Annotated in this window: 15 protein-coding genes; 9 read left to right on the top strand and 6 right to left on the bottom strand. The window is 63.8% G+C overall.

The window, feature by feature from the left end; all coding sequences use genetic code 11:
• Positions 1-434: 434 nt before the first annotated feature.
• From BLU39_RS23600 to BLU39_RS23580, 5 genes are read right to left on the bottom strand one after another with little or no spacing between them, the layout of a single operon-like run.
• Positions 435-1,163 (bottom strand): YfaP family protein, encoded by a 729-nt coding sequence (locus BLU39_RS23600; protein WP_092717707.1) that lies wholly within the window; start codon positions 1,161-1,163, stop codon positions 435-437.
• Between the two features lie 29 nt (positions 1,164-1,192).
• Positions 1,193-2,851, bottom strand: a complete 1,659-nt coding sequence (locus BLU39_RS23595; protein WP_175539395.1) for a DUF2300 domain-containing protein — start codon at positions 2,849-2,851, stop codon at positions 1,193-1,195.
• Positions 2,852-2,874: 23 nt separating this feature from the next.
• Positions 2,875-7,425 (bottom strand): alpha-2-macroglobulin family protein, encoded by a 4,551-nt coding sequence (locus BLU39_RS23590; RefSeq protein WP_092717667.1) that lies wholly within the window; start codon positions 7,423-7,425, stop codon positions 2,875-2,877.
• A complete protein-coding gene (locus tag BLU39_RS23585) occupies positions 7,422-8,102 on the bottom strand; it encodes a DUF1175 family protein (RefSeq protein ID WP_092717664.1) in 681 nt (226 codons plus the stop codon). The genes BLU39_RS23590 and BLU39_RS23585 overlap by 4 nt, the downstream gene beginning before the upstream one ends.
• On the bottom strand, positions 8,099-9,706 hold the full coding sequence (locus tag BLU39_RS23580; protein ID WP_092717661.1) for a DUF2138 family protein: 1,608 nt from the start codon (positions 9,704-9,706) through the stop codon (positions 8,099-8,101). Before BLU39_RS23580 ends, BLU39_RS23585 begins: the two co-directional genes overlap by 4 nt.
• 133 nt (positions 9,707-9,839) lie before the next feature.
• On the opposite strand from BLU39_RS23580, the gene BLU39_RS23575 reads away from it, so the two are divergent.
• From BLU39_RS23575 to BLU39_RS23535, 9 genes are all read left to right on the top strand, one after another.
• A complete protein-coding gene (locus BLU39_RS23575) occupies positions 9,840-11,360 on the top strand; it encodes a B12-binding domain-containing radical SAM protein (protein ID WP_092717658.1) in 1,521 nt (506 codons plus the stop codon).
• Between the two features lie 57 nt (positions 11,361-11,417).
• Positions 11,418-12,551, top strand: a complete 1,134-nt coding sequence (locus tag BLU39_RS23570; protein WP_092717655.1) for an MlaE family ABC transporter permease — start codon at positions 11,418-11,420, stop codon at positions 12,549-12,551.
• The gene (locus BLU39_RS23565; RefSeq protein ID WP_092717652.1) at positions 12,551-13,447 is read left to right on the top strand and encodes an ABC transporter ATP-binding protein; all 897 of its coding nucleotides are present in this window, start codon (positions 12,551-12,553) and stop codon (positions 13,445-13,447) included. Before BLU39_RS23570 ends, BLU39_RS23565 begins: the two co-directional genes overlap by 1 nt.
• Entirely contained in the window at positions 13,447-14,406 is a 960-nt protein-coding gene (locus BLU39_RS23560; RefSeq protein ID WP_092717650.1) for an MlaD family protein, read from the top strand. The genes BLU39_RS23565 and BLU39_RS23560 overlap by 1 nt, the downstream gene beginning before the upstream one ends.
• 12 nt (positions 14,407-14,418) lie before the next feature.
• Positions 14,419-15,033 carry an ABC-type transport auxiliary lipoprotein family protein gene (locus BLU39_RS23555; protein ID WP_092717647.1) on the top strand — a complete coding sequence of 205 codons (615 nt, stop codon included), beginning with the start codon at positions 14,419-14,421 and terminating at the stop codon, positions 15,031-15,033.
• The gene (locus BLU39_RS23550; RefSeq protein WP_092717644.1) at positions 15,030-16,217 is read left to right on the top strand and encodes a VanZ family protein; all 1,188 of its coding nucleotides are present in this window, start codon (positions 15,030-15,032) and stop codon (positions 16,215-16,217) included. Before BLU39_RS23555 ends, BLU39_RS23550 begins: the two co-directional genes overlap by 4 nt.
• Positions 16,218-16,257: 40 nt before the next feature.
• The gene (locus BLU39_RS23545) at positions 16,258-16,575 is read left to right on the top strand and encodes a (2Fe-2S) ferredoxin domain-containing protein (protein WP_070310269.1); all 318 of its coding nucleotides are present in this window, start codon (positions 16,258-16,260) and stop codon (positions 16,573-16,575) included.
• Positions 16,576-16,610: 35 nt separating this feature from the next.
• A complete protein-coding gene (locus BLU39_RS23540; protein ID WP_058050378.1) occupies positions 16,611-17,264 on the top strand; it encodes an alpha/beta hydrolase in 654 nt (217 codons plus the stop codon).
• A gap of 113 nt (positions 17,265-17,377) precedes the next feature.
• Positions 17,378-18,523 (top strand): D-alanyl-D-alanine carboxypeptidase family protein, encoded by a 1,146-nt coding sequence (locus BLU39_RS23535; protein WP_092717641.1) that lies wholly within the window; start codon positions 17,378-17,380, stop codon positions 18,521-18,523.
• A 63-nt stretch (positions 18,524-18,586) separates the two neighbouring features.
• On the opposite strand, the gene BLU39_RS23530 is transcribed toward BLU39_RS23535, so the two are convergent.
• Entirely contained in the window at positions 18,587-19,984 is a 1,398-nt protein-coding gene (locus tag BLU39_RS23530) for a cytochrome c (protein ID WP_092717704.1), read from the bottom strand.

Below are 19,984 nucleotides of genomic sequence, written 5' to 3'. Positions count from 1 at the left end.
TGCCGCCAGCGTTCAATCTGAGCCAGGATCAAACTCTTCAGTTTAATCTCTGTTACTTTGCCATTTTATTGGCACCGTCTTGCGACGGGTCGCTCACTCAAAAAACTGACAGGCTACTTCCGAAGAAGTATCCTATTTCATTATTTCTTGTGAACATTTGATATTTTAAGTTAGACGCCAATCCGAAGATTGACGCTGCACTTACATCAAATGCCCACACTTATCGACTGTTAATTGTTAAAGAACTGTATTCGGTGCTACTTTCGCGCTATCGACAAAGCGTTGTGTTTGTCAGCTGCGAAGAAGGAAGAGTATGAAGCGTTTGCAGCATTTCGTCAACCTTCTTTTTTCACCCTGCTTTACTCTGCATTTGCATGCGTCGTTCAGCGAGGGGGCGAATTATAGCCAAGGCGCCACGGCGGCGCAAGGGCCATTTACGGCAACACGAACGATTTCACCAGGGTCAGCTCGCCGGCGGCCCGCATCGGCACCTGGAAGCTCTGCAATTTTTCACGCGGCGTGCCTTCGTTGGTGATGATGGACAGTCGGGCCACCGTCAGCACGGAGGTGTTTTCGCCGCTGCCGTAGTAATTGACGTAGACGTGATAATTGCCCTTCACGGGCGCCGAACTGGAAAAGATTTCCGGACCATAGCCGGTCGTCACGTCCACGTCCAGCGCGCCGCCATCTTTCAATACGCGGTTGCCGTACCAGGCGTGGCCGCCGTCCGGCGTGACCACGTGCAGGTCGAGGTCGGTGCCGGCGCTATCCCACGACAGCACGACACGCAGGCGCGCCTGGGTCTTGCCCTGGTAGCCGTCGACAAACTGGGTGCGCGCGCGACTCCTGCCGTCGGGCGAGCGTACTTCCACACTATTGGAGCCACTGCCAAAGCCATAGGGACGGCCATAGCTGCCGTCTTCGCCCACTTCCATCGGCATCGCCACGCCGTTGACGACCAAGGTGGCAGGCTTGCCCTTGACGGCGCCCGCGATGCGCCCGCGTATCTGCGCCGTTTCGGCCTGGCCCGGCTGCAGATTGACCGACGCGGCCGGGTAATTGACCGCTTGCGTATAGTCCTCGCGCGCGCCGGCCGAATTGCGCCAGCCGCTCTTCGGTGCGTCGATGGTGACCTGGGCCTGCGCCCAGAGCGGTAATAACATGAACGGAATCGCGCAACGGATATAAAAACTCACAGGGCCTCCAGGTTAAGGTCGACGAGCCGGCGGGCCAGCCGCTCGACATATTCTTCGTCCTGGCCGCGCGGATGGTTGCGCAAGCCAAGGTGCAGATATTCATGGGCCAGGGTGATGCGGTCTTCGCGCGTGGCCAGCGGCCGCATGTAGATGCGGTTACGCGACTGCTCCGAATATGGCGCGCCGCTTTGCAAGGCGCAGACCAGCGGCGCTTGCGGCGGCGCTTCATAACCGGCCTCGCGCAGCAGCACGCGCTGCCAGCGCGGCACGGACCGCGCCAGCCAATCCTCGTTCTGCGCCAGGCGCCGGCAACGCGCGCCCGTATTGCCGAAGGTGCTCAGGGCGCCGCCCGGATAAGCCGCCGCCAGCAATTCATCATAGTGCTTGCCCTGTCTGGCTTGGCGCACCGCCTCGCTCCACGCCATCGTGCCCTCGGACGCCTGGTTACTGTGATAGCGCACGGTGACGCCATCGACGATCAGCTGGTCGGTCCAGCGCGCAATCGCCAGCGCCGCCGGCGTGGCGGGGCTGGGACTGACGCGCTGGGTCGCGCTGCTGTCGGCGATCTGCTGGCAGCCCGCCACCGTCACCGCGTTCTGCTGCAGATACGTGCGCGCGGCAATCGCCAGCGCCTTGGCCGCTTCCGGCTCGTTGGCATTCGCCTCGCGGTCGAGCACACGCGCCACATATTCATTGACGCCAAAGCGGCCGCGCAATAGCGGGCGGCCGCCCTTCTCTTGCAGCAGCATCAGCTCGCCGGTACTGCGCAAGGCCAGGTTCTGGCCATTGTCGAATTGCACATGGTAGCGGCCATTCAGAGGGCCAGGTGCGGCCACGCCACGTTCGCCGCGCACGGTGCGGATCGGATAGCGCTTGAAATAATCGACCACCACGCAACCACCATCGTCGGCCGCGCCTACGTTCGGCAAGCTGGCGGCCAGCCTGGGCGCCCACTGTTCAAAGACATTGCTGCTGCCGCCCGCGCCACCGAACCAGATGGGCGTGCCGTCGGCCAGCCAGCCGGCCGCGCCGCCGATGCGTTCGTTCTCGCGGCGCTGCTCGTGCCAGGAATACGTCTTCACGCGCAGCTGGCTGCCGAACCAACGGGCAGTGCCGGCGCCGCGTCCATCAAGCACCACGCGCAGCAGCGCCGCTTCCGCGTCCACGCGGCTGGCAGCCGGGATGCTGTCCAGGGCGCGCAGCAGGCTATCGAGGCGCACCATGCGCTTTGGTGCCAGCTGCGCAGGGTCGGACAACCAGGCAAAGTCGCCTGCCGGCGCGCTACCGAGGCGGCCGGTCCAGTATTTGCGCCATGCGGTGGCCGTGATCATCAGCCGCCCAGGCGAGAAGAATGGGCCACACGATTGCGCCAGCGCCGCATCGTGGCCGATGCTCTGGCCCGCATCGCAGCAATACACTTCTTCCGGATCGCGGCCGCCGCAGCGATAGTCCGGCATCACCACCTTGTTATCCGTCGCGTACACATACACGAACAGCTTCCACAAGCTGGCCAGCGGCACTTGCCGCGCGCCGTCGAACAGCGGCGGCGCGACACCGCCCTGGCGCAGCTGGCGCACTTCCATCTTGCCGTTGCGCCACCAGGCCACGTCCAATGAAGCCGACCAGGCAGGCATGGCCAGCAGCGTGGCAAGCATCAATGCAGGACGTGCAAAGCCCATCACTCGACCTGCAGTGCGCGCGTGGTCTTGCCGCCGCCTTCGAAAGCTTTCTGCTCCGGCTGGTACATGCGGTAAAAGCGCGCCGGCGGCAGCACGTAACTGCCCTTCTGCGCAAAGCGCAGCAAATGGCGCACCGTCACCTCGCCGGCCAAAGGCTCGATCGGCACGGCATAGCCGTCGCGGCGCTCCGTATGACGCGCGCGTTCCAGCGCGGCCGGCTTGTCGCCCGCCATGACCATGCCCCAGGTAGTCGATTCGACCATGGCGCCCGGCGGCAGCGCCACTTCCAGCAAGCCAAAACGGTGCTTCGCGCCCGGCGCCGCTTTCAAGGTAATTTCATCGAGATACAACGCGTCCGTGCTGAGCGCCTCTCCCGGCTTGACCAGCTCCGTCGTGTAGCCGCCCTTGCCCGCCTTCATGCGCAGGATGCGGCGCTCGACGGCGACCGGCAAGGTTTGCGCTTCGGCCGCGTGGCTGTCGTACTGCAGCACGGCCACCGTGCCGGCCGGCGCCGGTGCGGCGAGACGTAATTTATCCGGCGCGCCCTTGGCGTCCGTCCAGCGCCAGACCGGCTGGCCGCTGCGGCTGTCGCGTTTTTGCCAGGCGCCGTCCAGCGCGACGGCCGGGCCCTTGCCGAACGATACGCCACCCAGCTTCTTTTGCACCCACATCAAGGTCATCGCGCGGTCCAGTGTCGGCATCTCGGCGCGCACACTGGCCAGCACGGCGTCGGCCTGCGACGGGGGGACTTCGCCGGCCAGCATCAGCAGGGCCTGCGCCACCGGCGCTTTGGACTCGCGCAGCACCTGCCACGAGCTGGCCACTTGCAGTTGCAGCCCATGCGGCAAGGCGATGCCATTCTGGCTGGCCACCAGCGCCACCAGGCCCAGCGACATCGCTTGCGCTTCGCGGTCAGATGCCCCGCCCAGCAGCAGGCTACCGCTGTCGCCAGGTTGGCGCGGCTTGCCGCCCAGGACGGCGATCGCGCTGTCGTCCACGAGTCCCGCCGCCAGGGTCTGCGTGGGCAGGCCCATCTCGCGCGCCATCCACAGCACCAGCGCGCGGTCGCCCATCGCATCCTTCAAGCCATGTTCGCTGTAGACGGCCAGCAGCTTGTTCCAGTGCTCGGGCGGCAGCTCGATGTGCAGCGCGCGCGCCGCGTACCAGTCCGCGTAATAGGCATAGGCCGTCATCAATGCATTGCCGGCCGTGGCATTGCCCCACCAGCCGAAGACGGCGTTCGGGCCGGCCATCGATACCAGGCGCAGGCGCTGCGCAGTCAGCAGCGTTTGCAGGCGTTCGCTTGCCGCGCCCGCGTCCGGCCCCAGGCTTTGCGTGGCCAGCGCCAGCGGAATCAAACGGCTGGCCGTCTGCTCCACGCAGCCATATGGATAGTCGATCAGATCGTCGGCGATGCGCGCGAACTGGCTGGCCGCTCCCTGGGCGAACGAGACGCGGATATTGCGCGCATCCGCCGGCAGCTTGAGTGGAATATCCGCGGTGGCGCCATCGAGCGGCAACGCCAAGGAGCGCGGGCTGCTCCAGGCGGCGGGCAAGGTTTGCATGGCCGTGTCCAAGGCGTCGACCAGTTTGCCATTCTGTTTCAGCTCCAGGCGCAGCGGCCCGCCGCCAGCCGCCAGCGGAAATTCAACGTAGTTGACACCCGGTTTGGCGGTCAATTTTTCCGTCTTCGGCTGTGCCCCGCCGGAGAGAACGACGTCGAGCGTATGCTCCTTGCCCGTCTGGTTGAATACGGCCACCGAAGCGCGTGGCGCATCGCCGGCGCGCATCCAGTCGGGCGCCGTCCACTTGGCATAGAAATTTTTATCGGAACGCAGATAGGCGGTGCGCTGGCCCACGCGCCCCTGTTCATCCATCGCGCGCCCCGTGATCCTCCAGCGGGTCAGCGCATCGGGCATGGTAAAACTCACGCGCGCGTTGCCATTCGCGTCGGTCTTCAGCGACGGCGCCCAGTAAGCCGTGTCGATATTGTCGCGGCGCGGACGTTCGAGCACCTTCACGCCACGCTCGTTGTAATTGTGGCGCGCCGGCGCGCCCGCTGTGCGGCCCTGCGCCATGTCGTAGCTGATGAAGGACAGGCTGGCCGTCGTGCGCACGTTGTTACGGCGCGGGTGATAGAAAAAGTCGCCGATGTCCGGTGCGATTTCCGGCTGCAGTACATAGATCATTTCATCGACCACGCCCAGCGCCACCATCGTGCTCAAGGGCTTGCCATCAAGGGTGGCCTTGACGTCCAGCGTGACCTTCTCGCCCGGCTGGTAGACCTCCTTGTCGCTCTTGAACTGCAGCGCGATGCGCGGCTCGATCACTTGCAGGCCGGCGTTCTCGAACACAAAGTCGCCATTGCGCGTGTACGCCACCGAGAACGTCATGTTCGGGCCGTGCTCTTCTTTTACGGGGATGCGCACTCTCCACTGCCGCGGCGCCACCCGCTTCGCCTGGTACCAGTCAGCGGCGCCGGCCATCAGACCATGGTGCTCCACCTTGTCGCGCTCAAGCGTGAACAGCGCCTGGTCGACCTTGTCGGAGAACGTGATCAAGGCCTCTGCCGTGTCGCCCGGACGATAGCGGGCGCGGTCCAGCACGATCTCGATGCTGCCCGGCGTGGTCTGGATTCCATCACCCGACACCCAGTGGCTGGCGGCCGCCAGCAGGTTGCCGCGCTCGTCGCGCAGCGCCAGCTGATACGAGCCCGATGCGGGGAACGTCACGTCCCAGCCCTTGGCGTTTGGATCGAACGCGCCGTCGGTCTTGCTCTGTTTTTCCAGCTGCACCATCTCCCAGCGCACGGGCCTGGCCGCGCCCTGGCCATCGGCGAGCAAATCAAAATGCACGGCCTGGCCTGGATCGGAAAACTGCCGCGTGGCCTTCAGCTGGTAGCTGCTGCTCGAGCGTTCTATCATCAGCTCGCGCGTCGCCTTGACGCGGTAGGCCGCGCCATCGGTCGCCAGCACGGTCAGGATGTAGCGCGAGGGATCGGCGGCGGGCGGCAAGCTGAAGTCGACATTGCCGCTGCCATCGCTCGTCACTTCCTCGGTCTTCAAAGCCACGGGAAACAGGCCGCTGTAGCGCAGTTCGCCTTCAACCATGGTGTTTTGCTGGCCGCGCAAGGACAAGGTCATCTTCGCGTTTTTCACGGGCTTGCCATCGGGGTAGCGCAGCGCGATGCTGCCCTTGACCGCCTCGCCCGTCTTGAATTCGGGCTTCGATGGCTGGACGTTGATTTCAAAGTGCGGCTTGACGTATTCGGCTACGCGGAAGGCCGCGCCATACACGCCATCCTTGTAATTGAAACGCAGTTCATAGCCGCCGGCGGTCGCTTCCATGGGCAGGCGGAAGCGCGTGTCGGCGCCCGTGTCGCCGGACAGCTGCAGCGTTTGCGTCAGCAGCGGCGTACCGTTCGGATTGAGCACGCTCAAGCTGACCGGCGCCGCGCTTGCCGCCTGCGAGTTGCGTGCGGAGGTAAATTCGCGTCCCAAAAACTTGACGTTGACTTCATCGCCCGGCCGGTACAGGGGCCGGTCCGTCACGGCATAGATCTTGGTGTTGTAGATCTCGCTGTCATAGTAAAAATTCTCGGATACGAACACGCCGCCGGCGCGGTCCTGGCCCAGCACATACGTGTGTTCCGGGCTGCCGCGCTCGAGCGAGGCGACACCATCGGCGCCGGTGACAGCCGACTGCAGCACGCCGGTGCCGTCCGTCCACGCCACATTGGCGCCCGCCACGGCGGCGCTGTTGTCGCGCCGCGCCGTCCACACCAGCATCTGGCCGGACGATACCTTGGTGACGGCCACCGTGTCCGACACGAATACCAAAGTGGTGGCGCGGTGCTCGCCGATGATCGCTTCGATCAGGTACAGGCCCGGCTTGCGTTTGCCCAGCGGGATCATCACGTTGCCGGCGCCAGCGACGATGAAGTCGCTGCTGGAGCCATCGAGCTTGACGCCTTTCGGTGGCGCGATGGCCTTGGCTTGCCAGATCGGATAGCGGAAGCTGTCGACCAGTTCCATGCCCTTGATCGGCTTGTACTGCGGATGGTTGGCGAACACGGTGCGCCGACGGATCGCGTCGTTGGTCGCCAGTTGCGGCTGCTCTTTTGTGACCGCAAGGCGTGCCTCGCCGGAAAACAGCTTGCGCCAGGCCAGGCGCGACTGCTTCCACCAGCTATCCCACAAAAAGCTCAAGGTGTTGGCCAGGCCTTCGCCCTGGTAATTGCCCTCGACCTGGATGCGGTGCAGATTACGCTGCTTTTTCAGGAATTCCATCGGCTCGGGCACGCGGTAGACGACGATGTCGGCGCCCGAATACGCTTCCAGGTTCATGCGTCCCATGTCGCGGCCCGGCACCTCGAGGCGCACGCGCGCTTCATCAAGACTGCCATAGCTGGCGTCCGACAGCAGGAAGAACGGTTCGCCCTTGAAGGTCGTGTAATTGCTTGTCTCGCGCTGCTGCGCGAAGGCGCTGCCCAGCATGAACAGCGCCAGCAGGCCCATACATAGCAGCTTCATGACAAAAATAGGCTTCATGACAGGAACGCCAGCCGGAACACGCCGGCGAAATTGGGATTGTTGACCACAGGTTGCCACCGCGTGTCCTTCCAGCTCGTAAGTTCTTTGATATCGACGGTCCGCAGACCATTGTCGTCGGGGGTGACGGTGCCGGTGTGGTAGGCGATGCGCGCTCCCATCCAGACCATCAGATGCTGTTCGTCGCCCTGGTCGAAAAACAGCAGGTCGCCGGGCAGCGCCTGGCTGATTTCGCGGGCGATGAAACGGCTGTTGTGCTGTACCAGCGCCAGCGCCGTGACGAAGTGGCCGACATTGCCGCCCGTCTGCACCCAGCGGTTGCGCAAGGCGGCCTGGGCCGCGCTCAGTTCCAGCTCGGGCGGCAGGCGCCTGTTGCTGGCGATGCCGTTCGCATGCAGCCACTTCGCGTCATGCACGGTGAGCGCTTCATTGACGGCAAAGCGCACCAGGCCGGCGCAATCGCGGTGCGTCCAGCGCGGCGACGGCCCCCGTTCGATCTGCGCGTTGACGATGCGCAGCATCCAGGCCTGGAAGGCACGGCTCTGGGCTTGCGACAGCTGCACTTGCGGTTCGGCGGCCGCGCGCAGGGCCCAGGCGGGCATTGCCACGGTGGCGGCGCAGGCCGCCAGCGATCGCAAGGCGGCACGGCGTCCATGCCGTCCATGCCACAGCGTCATCGCCCAGTCTCCTGCCATTCCAGCGCTTCCCACGACGTGCCGCTGGCCGGCTGCCGCTTGAGCACCATGCGCAGCGGCGGATATTTTTTCAAGGCGTTCAGGCGCGGCACCAGGTGTTCATTGGCGGCTGCGCGCAAGACCGGTTCGTTATTCGCCGGCAGGGTATCGAAGGCTTCCAGCTGGATCAGCCGGGCCAGCGACGCCGGCGCGATCAGGCCGATGGTGCGCGCGCCATCGGGCAGCAGGTCGCTGGCGGCCGGCGCCTGCTTGCGGCGCACGGCCAGCACCTGGTCCACCAGCTTGCCGTCGGCGGAAAAGACAACGGTATTGCCGGCCACGGCCAACGCCGGCGTGGACTGGCCCAGCGCCGTGGGGACGCTGCGTTCCCAGCGAACGGCGCCATCCTTCCCTGTGGTCTTGCGCACGGGGTCCTTGCCGCCGATGGCCGCCTCGAACAGGCTGCCATAGACAGCGTCATCGCCGGCCTGCGCACTGCGGGTGGCCACGAACACCGGCGTATGCAGGCGCGAAGTCCCGTACCAGCACGCGGCGGCCGGGCCTTGCAAGTGCCCGGCCAGCGGCGCCACCGGCTCCGATGTCTTGCTGCCCAGGCGCTTGAGCACGGGCTGCAGCGCGGTCCAGTCGACGGGTACGCTGAAACAGGCGCTCGGGTTGTGCGGCAGCACGGGCCACAAGGCGCTGCTGTCGTAGCCACCGTTTTTCAGTTTGTCGGCATTGAGCAGCACCTTCGATTGCCAGGCGCCCTGTTGAAAATCGAAGCGCAGCGCCTCTAACGCGCCAAAGAAGGGCTGGTAGCCGAAGGACAGGAAGTCCGCCTTGACGGCGATGCTGTGGCCCTCGGGCGCGGCTGGATCGAGATGGAACTGCGCATGAAAGACGTTCTGCTTGGCCGGCTCCGGCGCCAGCAGGCTGGCCACGGTTTTCTCGGCCGTGCCATCGCCATGCTTGCCATCGCTGCCGCCATACAGCATGCCGGGATGGGACAGGATGACCAGGCGCTGGCCATGCGCGGCAAACAGCAAGGTGCGCTGGTAGGCATAGTTCAGCGCATACACGGGCACCTGGCCGCCATCGACGCGCAAGCTGCCGGCCACGCGCATCTGCGTATCCTTCAAGGCGATCTTGCCCGCTTCCTCGAGCAAACGCGTGAGCTGGCTGCGCGACACGGCAATGGCGAAATGCTTGAGCGAGCCGTCGGCGTCGCGCCACAAGGCCACTTCCGCCGGCTGGTCCAGCACCATGCGCAGCAACTGGTCGCCCCAGCCCAGCTCATGTTCATAGGCGATGCGGCGCAAACTGCCCTTCAAACCCAGCCGGTCTTCGCTTTGCTCGTAATAGAACAGGAAATCCTCGCGCAGCACGTCGCGTGCCAGCGGCACCGTCAGCAGGTCGCGCGGCAAGGCCGACAGGCTTTTCGTGCGGACCAACGCGTCGGGCTTGGATAAATCGAGCTTCAGGCCGTTGACCGGTCCCATCGCGCCCCAGCCGAAAACCCGGTAGCCGACCAGTGCGGCCGCTACCACGGCCACGCCGGCCAGCGTCCCGAGCAGGACTTTTTTATTGAGTACTTTTTTCGCCAGCACCTTGTATCCTTTTAGCCTGCCGCAGCATTGACAAGTTAGTAATTATTGACAAATGGTAACATGGCATTTGTTGCCGCAGCGCACAGCTGACGCGACAGCGTAAAATAGCGGTTTCGCCGTTTTCATCGCCGCCATGACCATCCTGCTCTCCACCCTGAACGCCCGCTACACCCACGCCTCGCTGGGATTGCGCTATCTGCTGGCCAATATGGGCCCGCTGCAGGCGCAGACGCGGCTGCAGGAATTCGTCATCGGCACGAAAACCACGGAACTGGTCGAGCGCATCCTCATCAACAAGCCGCGCATCATCGGTTTTGGCGTATATATATGGAACGTCGAGGAAACGACCAAACTGGTGGCCATGCTCAAGCGCGTGGCGCCCGAAGTCGTCATCGTGCTGGGCGGGCCGGAAGTGTCGCATGAGGCGGGCGAGCAGGAAATCGTCAAGCTGGCCGACTACCTGATCACGGGCTGGGGCGACGTCACCTTCCCCAAGCTGTGCGGCGAGATCCTCAACGGGCCAAAACCGCTGATGAAGATCCATGCGGGCGTGCAAGCGCCGCTGGCGGAACTGCAACTGCCCTACTCCTTGTATACAGATGACGATATCCGCCACCGCACGATTTACGTGGAAGCGTCGCGCGGCTGTCCGTTCAAGTGCGAATTCTGCCTGTCTGCCCTGGACAAGACGGCCTGGCCCTTCGCGCTCGAGAACTTCCTGGCCGAGATGGAATCCCTGCATGCGCGCGGCGCGCGCCTGTTCAAGTTCGTCGACCGCACCTTCAACCTGAACATCAAGACCAGCCTGAAGATCATGCAGTTCTTCCTGGACAAGATCGAGGCGAATCCGGACGACCCGATCTACGCCCACTTCGAACTGGTGCCAGACCACTTGCCCGACGCCTTGAAAGAAGGCATCAGCAAATTCCCGCCCGGCGCGCTGCAGTTCGAGATCGGCATCCAGAGTTTCAATCCGGACGTGCAATCGCTGGTCAGCCGCAAGCAGGACAATCAAAAGGCGGCCGACAACATCCGCTGGCTGTGCGAGGAATCGAACGCCCACTTGCACGTGGACTTGATCGCCGGCTTGCCGGGCGAAGATGAAGCGAGCTTCGCGGCCGGCTTCAACAAGCTGGTGGCCTTGAAACCGCATGAAATCCAGTTCGGCATATTGAAGCGGCTGCGCGGCACGCCCATCATCCGCCATACGGAAAACTATGGCATGGTGTTCGATCCGCACCCGCCCTACACCATCCTGGCGAACAAGCAGCTCGATTTCATGAGCATGCAGCGCCTCGTGCGCTTCGCCCGCTACTGGGACCTGGTGGCCAACTCTGGCCGTTTTGCCAATACGGTGCAATGGATGCTGGGCGAGTCGCCGTTTGAAAACTTCATGGATTTTTCGAACTGGCTGTACGCCCACACGGACGCCACCCACCGCATCGCCATGGAGCGCCTGGCCAAGCTGGTGGCGCAATGGCTGCAGACGCGCGGCATGAGCGCGCTGGAGGCCAACGCCCTCGTGGCCAGCGACTATGCGGGTGGCGCGCAAGCGGCCGCGCATGCCAAGCCAGCCGAAGCGAGTACTGGCAGCGCCAAGGTGCGCCCGGACGTCGCCCTGCCCCAGCGGCAGGCGCGCCACCTGGCGTCCTGACAGGCCGGCGATTGAACAGCGGTGGCGGTCTGCGCCATTCTCCCTTAAACTGGCACGATGCCGACTGTACAATCGCCGAAACTGACCCTCTCCCAGACCAGCCCCCAACAGGGAGCCATCGTGACCGCCAGCGGCACCTGGCAGGTGCACGCCCTCGCGCATGACAATGCGATCAAGGCCGTCGACGCCCAGCTCAAGCCCTTGCAGGGCGATGCCAAGGTGCAATGGGACCTGTCGGCCATCGACAGCATGGACCATATCGGCGCCCAGCTGTTCTGGAATGCCTGGGGCAAGCAACGCCCCGCGCAGCTGACCCTGGCGCCATCGCAGGAAGAGTTTTTCCGACGCATCGAAGAAACGGGGCCGTTGACGACGCCGCCCTCGCGCGCCAACCGCCTTACGCCCGTGATGAAACTGGGCATGGCCATCCTGCTGTTTTTCGAACATTTGAAGGGCTTTATTGCCTTGGTCGGCCAGGTGACGCAGGATATCGGCCGCTTCGCGCGCCATCCGATGCGCGGGCCGTGGCGTGAAATTTCCGCCAATATCTTCCATGCGGGATTCCAGGCGCTGGGCATCACGGCCCTCGTGGGCTTTCTGATCGGCGTCGTGCTGTCCTATTTGTCGGCGCAGCAGCTGCGCGCGTTTGGCGGCGACATCTACCTGGTCAACCTGCTGGGCATGAGCGTCATCCGCGAACTGGGGCCGCTATTGGCCGCCATTCTCGTGGCCGGGCGTTCGGGTTCGTCCATCACGGCCCAGCTGGGCGTCATGCGCGTCACGGAAGAACTCGACGCCATGCTGGTGATGGGCATTTCGCATGGTTTCCGCCTGATCATGCCGAAAGTGCTGGCCCTGGCCATTTCCATGCCCCTGCTCGTCATCTGGACGGACACGGCCGCGCTGATCGGCGGCATGGTGGCGGCCAAGGTGGAATTGAACCTGTCGGCCCGCTACTTCATCCAGAAGCTGCCGGACGCCGTGCCGCTGGCCAACTACATGATCGGCCTGGGCAAGGGTGCCATCTTCGGCATGCTGATCGCGCTGGTCTCGTGCCACTTCGGCCTGCGCATCAAGGCCAACACGGAAAGCCTGGGACGCGGCACCACCACCGCCGTCGTCACGGCCATCACCGTCGTGATCCTGGCCGACGCCGTGTTCGCCATCGTCTTCAATGGAGTGGGCTACTGATGACGGACGACACCGATATCGCCTGCGGCACGAGCCAGGACGGCCAGTTCAACCTGCACGGCAGCGCGCCCGTGGTGGACATCACGAATCTGTGGACCAAGTTCGGCCGCACCGTTGTGCACCAGGACTTGAACCTGGAAATCGAACGGGGAGAGATCCTGTCCATCGTGGGCGGCTCCGGCACGGGCAAGACGGTGCTGCTGCGCCAGATGCTGGGCCTGGAACATCCGGCGCGCGGCTGCGTCAAAGTCTTCGGCGAAGATATCAACCGGGCAAGTTCCGACCAGCTGCAACAGTTGCGCAACCACTGGGGCATGCTGTTCCAGCAGGGCGCGCTGTATTCGGCCCTGACCGTGTTCGACAATGTGGCCCAGCCCATGCGCGAATTGCGCGTGCTGCCCGAGGCGCTGGTGCACGACGCGGTATTATTGAAAATGAATATGGTGGGACTGGGCCCGGAACATGCGCTCAAAATGCCATCGGACTTGTCGGGCGGCATGATCAAGCGCGTGGCACTGGCGCGCGCCCTGGCGCTGGAGCCGAAGCTGCTGTTCCTCGATGAACCGACGGCGGGCCTGGACCCGGACTTGTCGGAAAGTTTCGTCGCCCTGATCCAGTCGCTGCACCGCGAGCTGGGCTTGACGGTGGTGATGGTCACGCATGACCTCGACACCTTGTTCGCCCTGTCCACGCGCATCGCCGTGCTGGCGGAAAAACACGTGATCGCCATCGGCCCCACGCGCGAAGTCATCCAGGTGGACCACCCGTTCATCAAGCAATTTTTCCTCGGCGACCGCGGCAAGCGCGCGCTGGCCGTCCTCGATGAAAAACAGGCGGCGGGCAATGCGGCGCTGCCGGGCGGCGACGCCGGCACAGACAAGAAAGCGGAGAAGTAATGGAAAACAGATCACATGCCCTGATGACGGGATTTTTTACTATCACCCTGCTGGTGGCCGCCATCCTGTTCGGCGTCTGGTTCAACCGCGACCGCGTGGAACGCGTGCCCTACCTGCTGGCCACCACGCTGTCCGTGCCGGGCCTGAATCCGCAGGCGACCGTGCGCTACCGGGGCCTGGAAGTGGGCAAGGTCGACGCCATCGACTTCGACACGCAAAAGGCGGGGCAAATCCTCGTGCACATCAGCGTGGCGCCCGACACCCCCGTCACCAATACCACGTTTGCCACCCTCGGCTACCAGGGCGTGACGGGCATCGCCTACATCCAGCTCGACGATGAGCACGTGGGCTCGAAACTGCTGGGCACCAGCAAGGACAAGCCTTCGCTGATTCCCCTGCGCGCCGGCTTGCTCGACCAGCTGGAAAAGCGGGGCAAGCGCATCCTCGACCAGGCCGAGCAGATCACCAACAAGGTCAACAATCTGCTCAGCCCCGACAACCAGGCAGCCATGCTGGGCGCCTTCACGGAAGTGGGCAAGGCAGCCAAGGCCTTCGGCGCCATTCCGCAGCAGCTGGAACCGACCCTGACGCAACTGCCCCAACTGACGGAACAGACGCGCCAAACCCTGACGGCCGTCAGCACGGCCAGCAAGAATGTGTCGGACTTGACGGCCACGTGGAAAAAGCTGGGCAACGATATCCAGGCGCCCGGCGGCGTGCTCGACAAGGTCAATGGCACGGTCGACCGGGTCGGCAGCTCGGTGGAAACGGTGGCCAATGGCGTGTCGCTGGAAGTCTTGCCGCAGGTAATCGAGCTGAGCGGCGAGGCCCGTTCCTCGATGCGCTCCCTGAAAACCACCATGAGCACGCTCAATGAACAGCCGCAGAGCATCTTGTTCGGCGCCCCAGACATCCCGCCCGGTCCGGGCGAGCCCGGTTTTTCGGCGCCGGGCAAATAAGGAGAACATCGCATGCCTATCCCACGCAATCTCACCGCCCTGGCCCTGGCCGCCGTCTTCCTGCTGGGCGGCTGCGCCAGCCGCGGCCCCGTCCCCACTTTCTATGATTTCGGCCCGGCCGCGCCGCTGACGTCCGCGCCAGCGGCCGCGCCGGCCGTGCCCGTGCTGGTGATCGCCGACGCCAACGGCCCGTCCTGGCTCGACAGCCAGCGCATGTATTACCGGCTGCTGTACGCAGACGCGCAGCAATCGCGGCCCTACGCCTACAACCGCTGGAACACGCCGCCGCTGCAGCTGCTGAGCCAGCGCCTGAAAACCCGCGTGGCGCAAAGCGGCGTGAAAGTGCTGTCGACCACGGATGCGGCCGCCGGCATGCCCCTGCTGCGCATTGACGTCGATGATTTTTCGCAAAATTTCGACACGCAAACGCAAAGCAGCGGCCACGTATCGCTGCGCGCCTCGCTGTTTCGCGGCCACCGCCTGATCGACCAGAAAACCTTCAGCCGCAGCGGCCCTGCCGGCAGCGCGGACGCGCAAGGGGGCGCGCAAGCGCTGGCGGCGGCATCGGACGCCATCGCCGCCGACCTGCTGACCTGGCTGGGCACGCTGAATATCACGAAAGAATGACCGACCCCGCATCCCCAGCCAGCCCGGTGGCGCCACTGCCGCCCGTCCGTTCCTCGCCCGTGTCGCGCGCGACCCTGCTCGCCTACGTGTTCCTGATCGTGTACGCGAGCTGGTTCCCGTTCACGGGCTGGCACAGCAATGGTTTGTCGCCGCTGACGTTCCTGGAAAACACGCGCATGCCCCGTTACTGGACGGGCTTCGACGTGGGCATCAACGTCGTCGGCTACATCCCGCTGGGCGCGCTGATCGTGTATTCGCTGTTTCCAAGGATTACTGGTTTCTTTGCCGTCATCGTCGCCAGCCTGTGCGGCATGTTCATTTCCGGCAGCATGGAAGCCGTGCAAACCTATCTGCCCAGCCGTGTCTCGTCGAACCTGGATTTTTATACGAATGCGGCCGGCTGCTTGATCGGTTCCGTCATCGGCGCCCTGTCGGCACGCAAGCTGCTCGACCATAGCCATTTGTACCGCTTGCGCCAGCGCTGGTTTGCCCAGCACGCCAGCCAGGGCCTGGTGCTGGTGGCCCTGTGGCCGCTGGCGCAAATCTATCCGCAAGGCTATCTGTTCGGCCTGGGCCAGCTGCTGCCCATCCTGTCGGACTGGCTGTCGCAGCTGGCCGGCATCGATATCGACCTGGCCACGTACCTGCGTCCCGACGTCGTCTTGACGGTCGAGCAATATTGGCTTTCAGAAACCATCATCACGGCTTGCGGCATGACGGGCGCCGTGCTGACCTTGCTGTGCCTGCTGCGCCGCGCCGCGCCGCGCACCATCTTGATGCTGGGCCTGATCACCGCCGCCCTGATCGTGCGCTCGATGGCCAGCGCGCTGCTGTTTTCCCCGGAGAACGCCTTCGTCTGGATCACGCCGGGCGCGCAGGGCGGCTTTCTGATCGGCCTGATCATGCTGGGCGGCCTGGCCTTCGCGCCCCACGTGGCCCAGCGCCGCATCGCGGCCGCCACCTTGCTGCTGAGCCTGGTGATGGTGAATACGACGCCGATCAACCCGTATTTCATGTCGACCTTGCAAGGCTGGGTACAAGGTAAGTTCCTGAACTTCAATGGCGCGGCGCAATTTTTGGCCTTGCTGTGGCCTTTCATGGCCCTGTGGTTCCTGTGCCTGCCCTCGCATCGCCTGAACCGGCAGGAAGATGTGCAGCGCCAGCGTCGCGAAGACCCCCCATAAGCGCTATCATGGCGCATTGATGAAATCGCAGGAGGATAGTATGAGCGACGCACCGTATTTTGAACGCCACGTTTTTTTCTGCATGAACAAACGTGAAGATGGCCGCAACAGCTGCGGCGACCATGGCGCGGAAGCGGCGCAAAAGCATTGCAAGCGCCGCATCAAGGAACTCGACATGAATGGCGCGGGCAAGATCCGTATCAACCAGGCCGGCTGCATGGACCGCTGCGAAGAGGGCCCGCTGCTGGTCATCTACCCGGAAGCGACCTGGTACACCTATGTCGACACCAGCGATATCGATGAAATCATCGATACGCACCTGGTGGGTGGCAAGGTCGTCGAACGCCTCAAGATTTAATGCCAATTTAAGAGATATCCACCAGTATGAGCATCATGAACAGAAACTCGGAAAAATTTACCCTCGCCGGCCATGCAGGCAGCATGGAAGGCTTGCTCGATTTCCCGGCAGACACTCCTCGCGGCATCGCCCTCGTTGCCCATCCACACCCGCTGTACGGCGGCACGATGGACAACAAGGTCACGCAAACCCTGGCGCGCGCCTTTGTCGCCCTCGGCTACGTGGTGGCGCGCATCAACTTCCGCGGCGTGGGCGCATCGGAAGGCGTACACGACCATGGCGTGGGCGAGACGGACGACATGCAGTTGCTGTATGAACACATGCGCGGCCTGTACCCGGGCTTGCCCGTGGCCCTGTCCGGCTTCTCGTTCGGCACCTTCGTGCAATCGAAACTGCAGGAACGCCTGGCCGCCGCCGGTACGCCCGTCGAGCGCCTGGCACTGATCGGCAGCGCGGCCGGCAAGTGGGCCATGGCCGATATTCCCGCCGACACCATCTTGATCCACGGCGAACTGGACGACACGATCCCCCTGTCCGCCGTCTTCGACTGGGCCCGTCCACAAGACATACCCGTGATCGTGATCCCCGGCGCCGACCACTTTTTCCACCGCAAGCTCAATCACATCAAGAACCTCGTGATTGCCCTGTGGCATGGTGACAAACCCGCAATCGCAGCAGATGATCATTGAAGTGTGGGCTTACTCCTGCTTCCACGGCTATAATTGATCCGTTTTTTCCACGCGGCCATGTCAGTAGCAACAACATGGCCCTCAGCCTTCATCTTTTTCGCAGACCAGCCTCCATGAAAAAACTTTTAGCGGCACTGGCCTCCAGTGTACTTTTCCTATCCGCCGCCTTCGCGCAAACCGTTCCCGCCCCAACCATCGCCGCCAAGTCCTGGCTGCTGCTTGACGCCACCAGTGGCCAGATCATTGCTTCGCAAGATCCGGACGCGCGCATCGAGCCAGCCTCGCTGACCAAGATCATGACGGCTTACCTGACGTTTGCCGCCATCCGCGAAAAGAAACTGGCGCTGGACCAGAAAGTAAACGTGTCCGTGCGCGCATGGAAAGTCGATTCGAGCAGCTCGAAGATGTTCATCGACCCCGCTACCCCCGTCTCGATCGACGACTTGCTGCACGGCCTGATGATTCAATCGGGTAATGACGCCGCCGTGGCGCTGGCGGAAGCCGTTGCCGGCGATGAAGGCACGTTCGTCGTGCTGATGAACCGCGAAGCCCAGCGCATGGGCATGAAAAACACGCGTTTTGCCAATCCGCATGGCTTGCCTAGCCCCGATAACTATTCCACGGCGCAAGACTTGTCCGTGCTGGCCAAGCGCGTGATCGCCGACTACCCGGAATTCTACAAAATCGATTCCATCAAGAGCTTTACGTACAACAAGATCACCCAGCCTAACCGCAACCGCCTGCTGTGGCTGGACCCAACCGTCGATGGCATGAAGACAGGCCACACGGAAGCGGCCGGCTATTGCATGATCGCGTCGGCCCGCCGTCCAGGCGGCACGGGCGAGCGCCGTTTGATTTCCGTGGTGCTGGGCACCTCGTCCGACCAGGCCCGCACGCAGGAAAGCCAGAAGCTGCTGAACTGGGGCTTCCAGAACTTCGATACGGTCAAGCTGTACTCGAAAGGCCAGGCCGTGGCCACGCCGGAAGTGTGGAAAGGCTCGAAAAGCACCGTGAAAATCGGTTTCGCACGCGATGTGCTCGTCACCGTACCAAAAGGCACGGCTGCCAAGATGAAGCCTGTGCTGGAACGCAAGGACCCGCTGGTCGCGCCACTGGCTGAAAACGCCCCTGTCGGCAAACTGAAAATGATGGTCGACGACAAGGTCCTGCTGGAACTGCCGGTCGTGGCGCTGGAAACCATCAACCAGGCAACGATCTTCGGCCGCGCCTGGGATTCGATGCGCCTGTGGATGAAATAAGTTTTTAACGTTCCCATAAAAAATGCCCGCAGATGCTGCGGGCATTTTTTTCGCCTGCTCACTTTACTTCACGGGAGCATCCTTCAGGTGCGGCTTGCGCGCCACGGGCGGGAAGGTGCCGTGGCGGCCTGCCGCAAACGTCGCTTCCGTCTGCGACGCCTCCACCGGCACGGACACCTTGCGCACCTTGGCCACCTGCGCCGCCGTCACCGGCGTGCCGCGGTTGCCCCAGCTGGTCTGGATGAACGTCACCACCTGGGCAGTCTGCTCGTCATTAAAAATGTCCGCATACGGCGCCATCGTCAGCGCCGACGGCGCCGTGCGCGTGGCCGGCACGGCGCCGCCCGACAGCACGATGTTGATGGCCGACGTGGGATCGTTCGTCTGCAGCACGGCATTGCCGGCCAGCGCAGGGAAAGCCTTGTCGTAGCCCTTGCCGTCGGAACGGTGGCAGCCGGCGCAACGGTCCAGGTACAACTGCGCGCCTGTCGAGTTGACGATACCGCTGAACAATTGCTTGCCCAGTTTGTCGTCGGCCACGAAGGCTGGCGTGGCCGGATTCGATGGCGGCAATGACTTCAGGTATTTCGCCATCGCCGCCAGGTCGCCATCCGTCATGTGCTGCATGGAATGGGCCACCACGTCGTTCATGGCGCCGAACGAGGCCGTATGGCTGTTGCGGCCCGTTTTGAGGAATTCGGCGATCTCCGCCGCGCTCCAGCGCGCCAGGCCGCCGCCATGTTCATTGCGCAACGATGGCACGGACCAGCCGTCGATCACGCCGCCGCCCGCCAGGAACGTCGTGTTGCCCTCGTCCGTCAGCGATTTTTCCTGCATGCCCACGCCGCGCGCCGTATGGCAGGCGCCGCAGTGGCCCAGGCCCTGCACCAGGTAGGCGCCGCGCAGCAATTGCGCGTCGCCCGTGACCGGTGCCTTGTAGGGCTGCGGCGTGGGAGCAAACGCCCAGCGCCAGATGGTCAAGGGGAAACGCATCGACAATGGCCATGGAATATCGGCCGCCTTGTTCGGCGTCGGGTCCGCCTTCACGCCGTGCATGAAGTAGGCGTACAGGGCCTGCATGTCCGCCTCGCTCAGGCGCGAGTACGACGGATACGGCATGGCCGGATACACGGTGTAGCCGTGTTTCGTCACGCCCGTGCGCATCAGCTTGTCGAAATCGGCAAAGCTCCAGTCGCCGATGCCAGCCTTTTTATCGGGCGTGATGTTGGTGGAATACACCTTGCCGATCGGCGTTTCCATGCCCAGGCCACCGGCGAACGGCTGGCCTTTCGTGCCGGCCGTATGGCAGGCGATGCAGTCGCCCGCGCGGGCCAGGTATTCGCCCTGGCGTATCAGCTGGGCGTTCGGGACGGTGGCGGCGGCCGACCAGGCGGCGCCGGGGATACTGGCGGCGAGCGCCAGCAGCAGCGCGCCCACGGTATTGGTGAATGTGTTGTTCAT

It is taken from the genome of Janthinobacterium sp. OK676, from assembly GCF_900103595.1.
Taxonomy (GTDB): Bacteria; Pseudomonadota; Gammaproteobacteria; order Burkholderiales; family Burkholderiaceae_D; genus Janthinobacterium.
The sequence above is the reverse complement of the archived record's forward strand: the minus strand, read 5'-3'. Positions and strand labels throughout refer to the sequence as shown.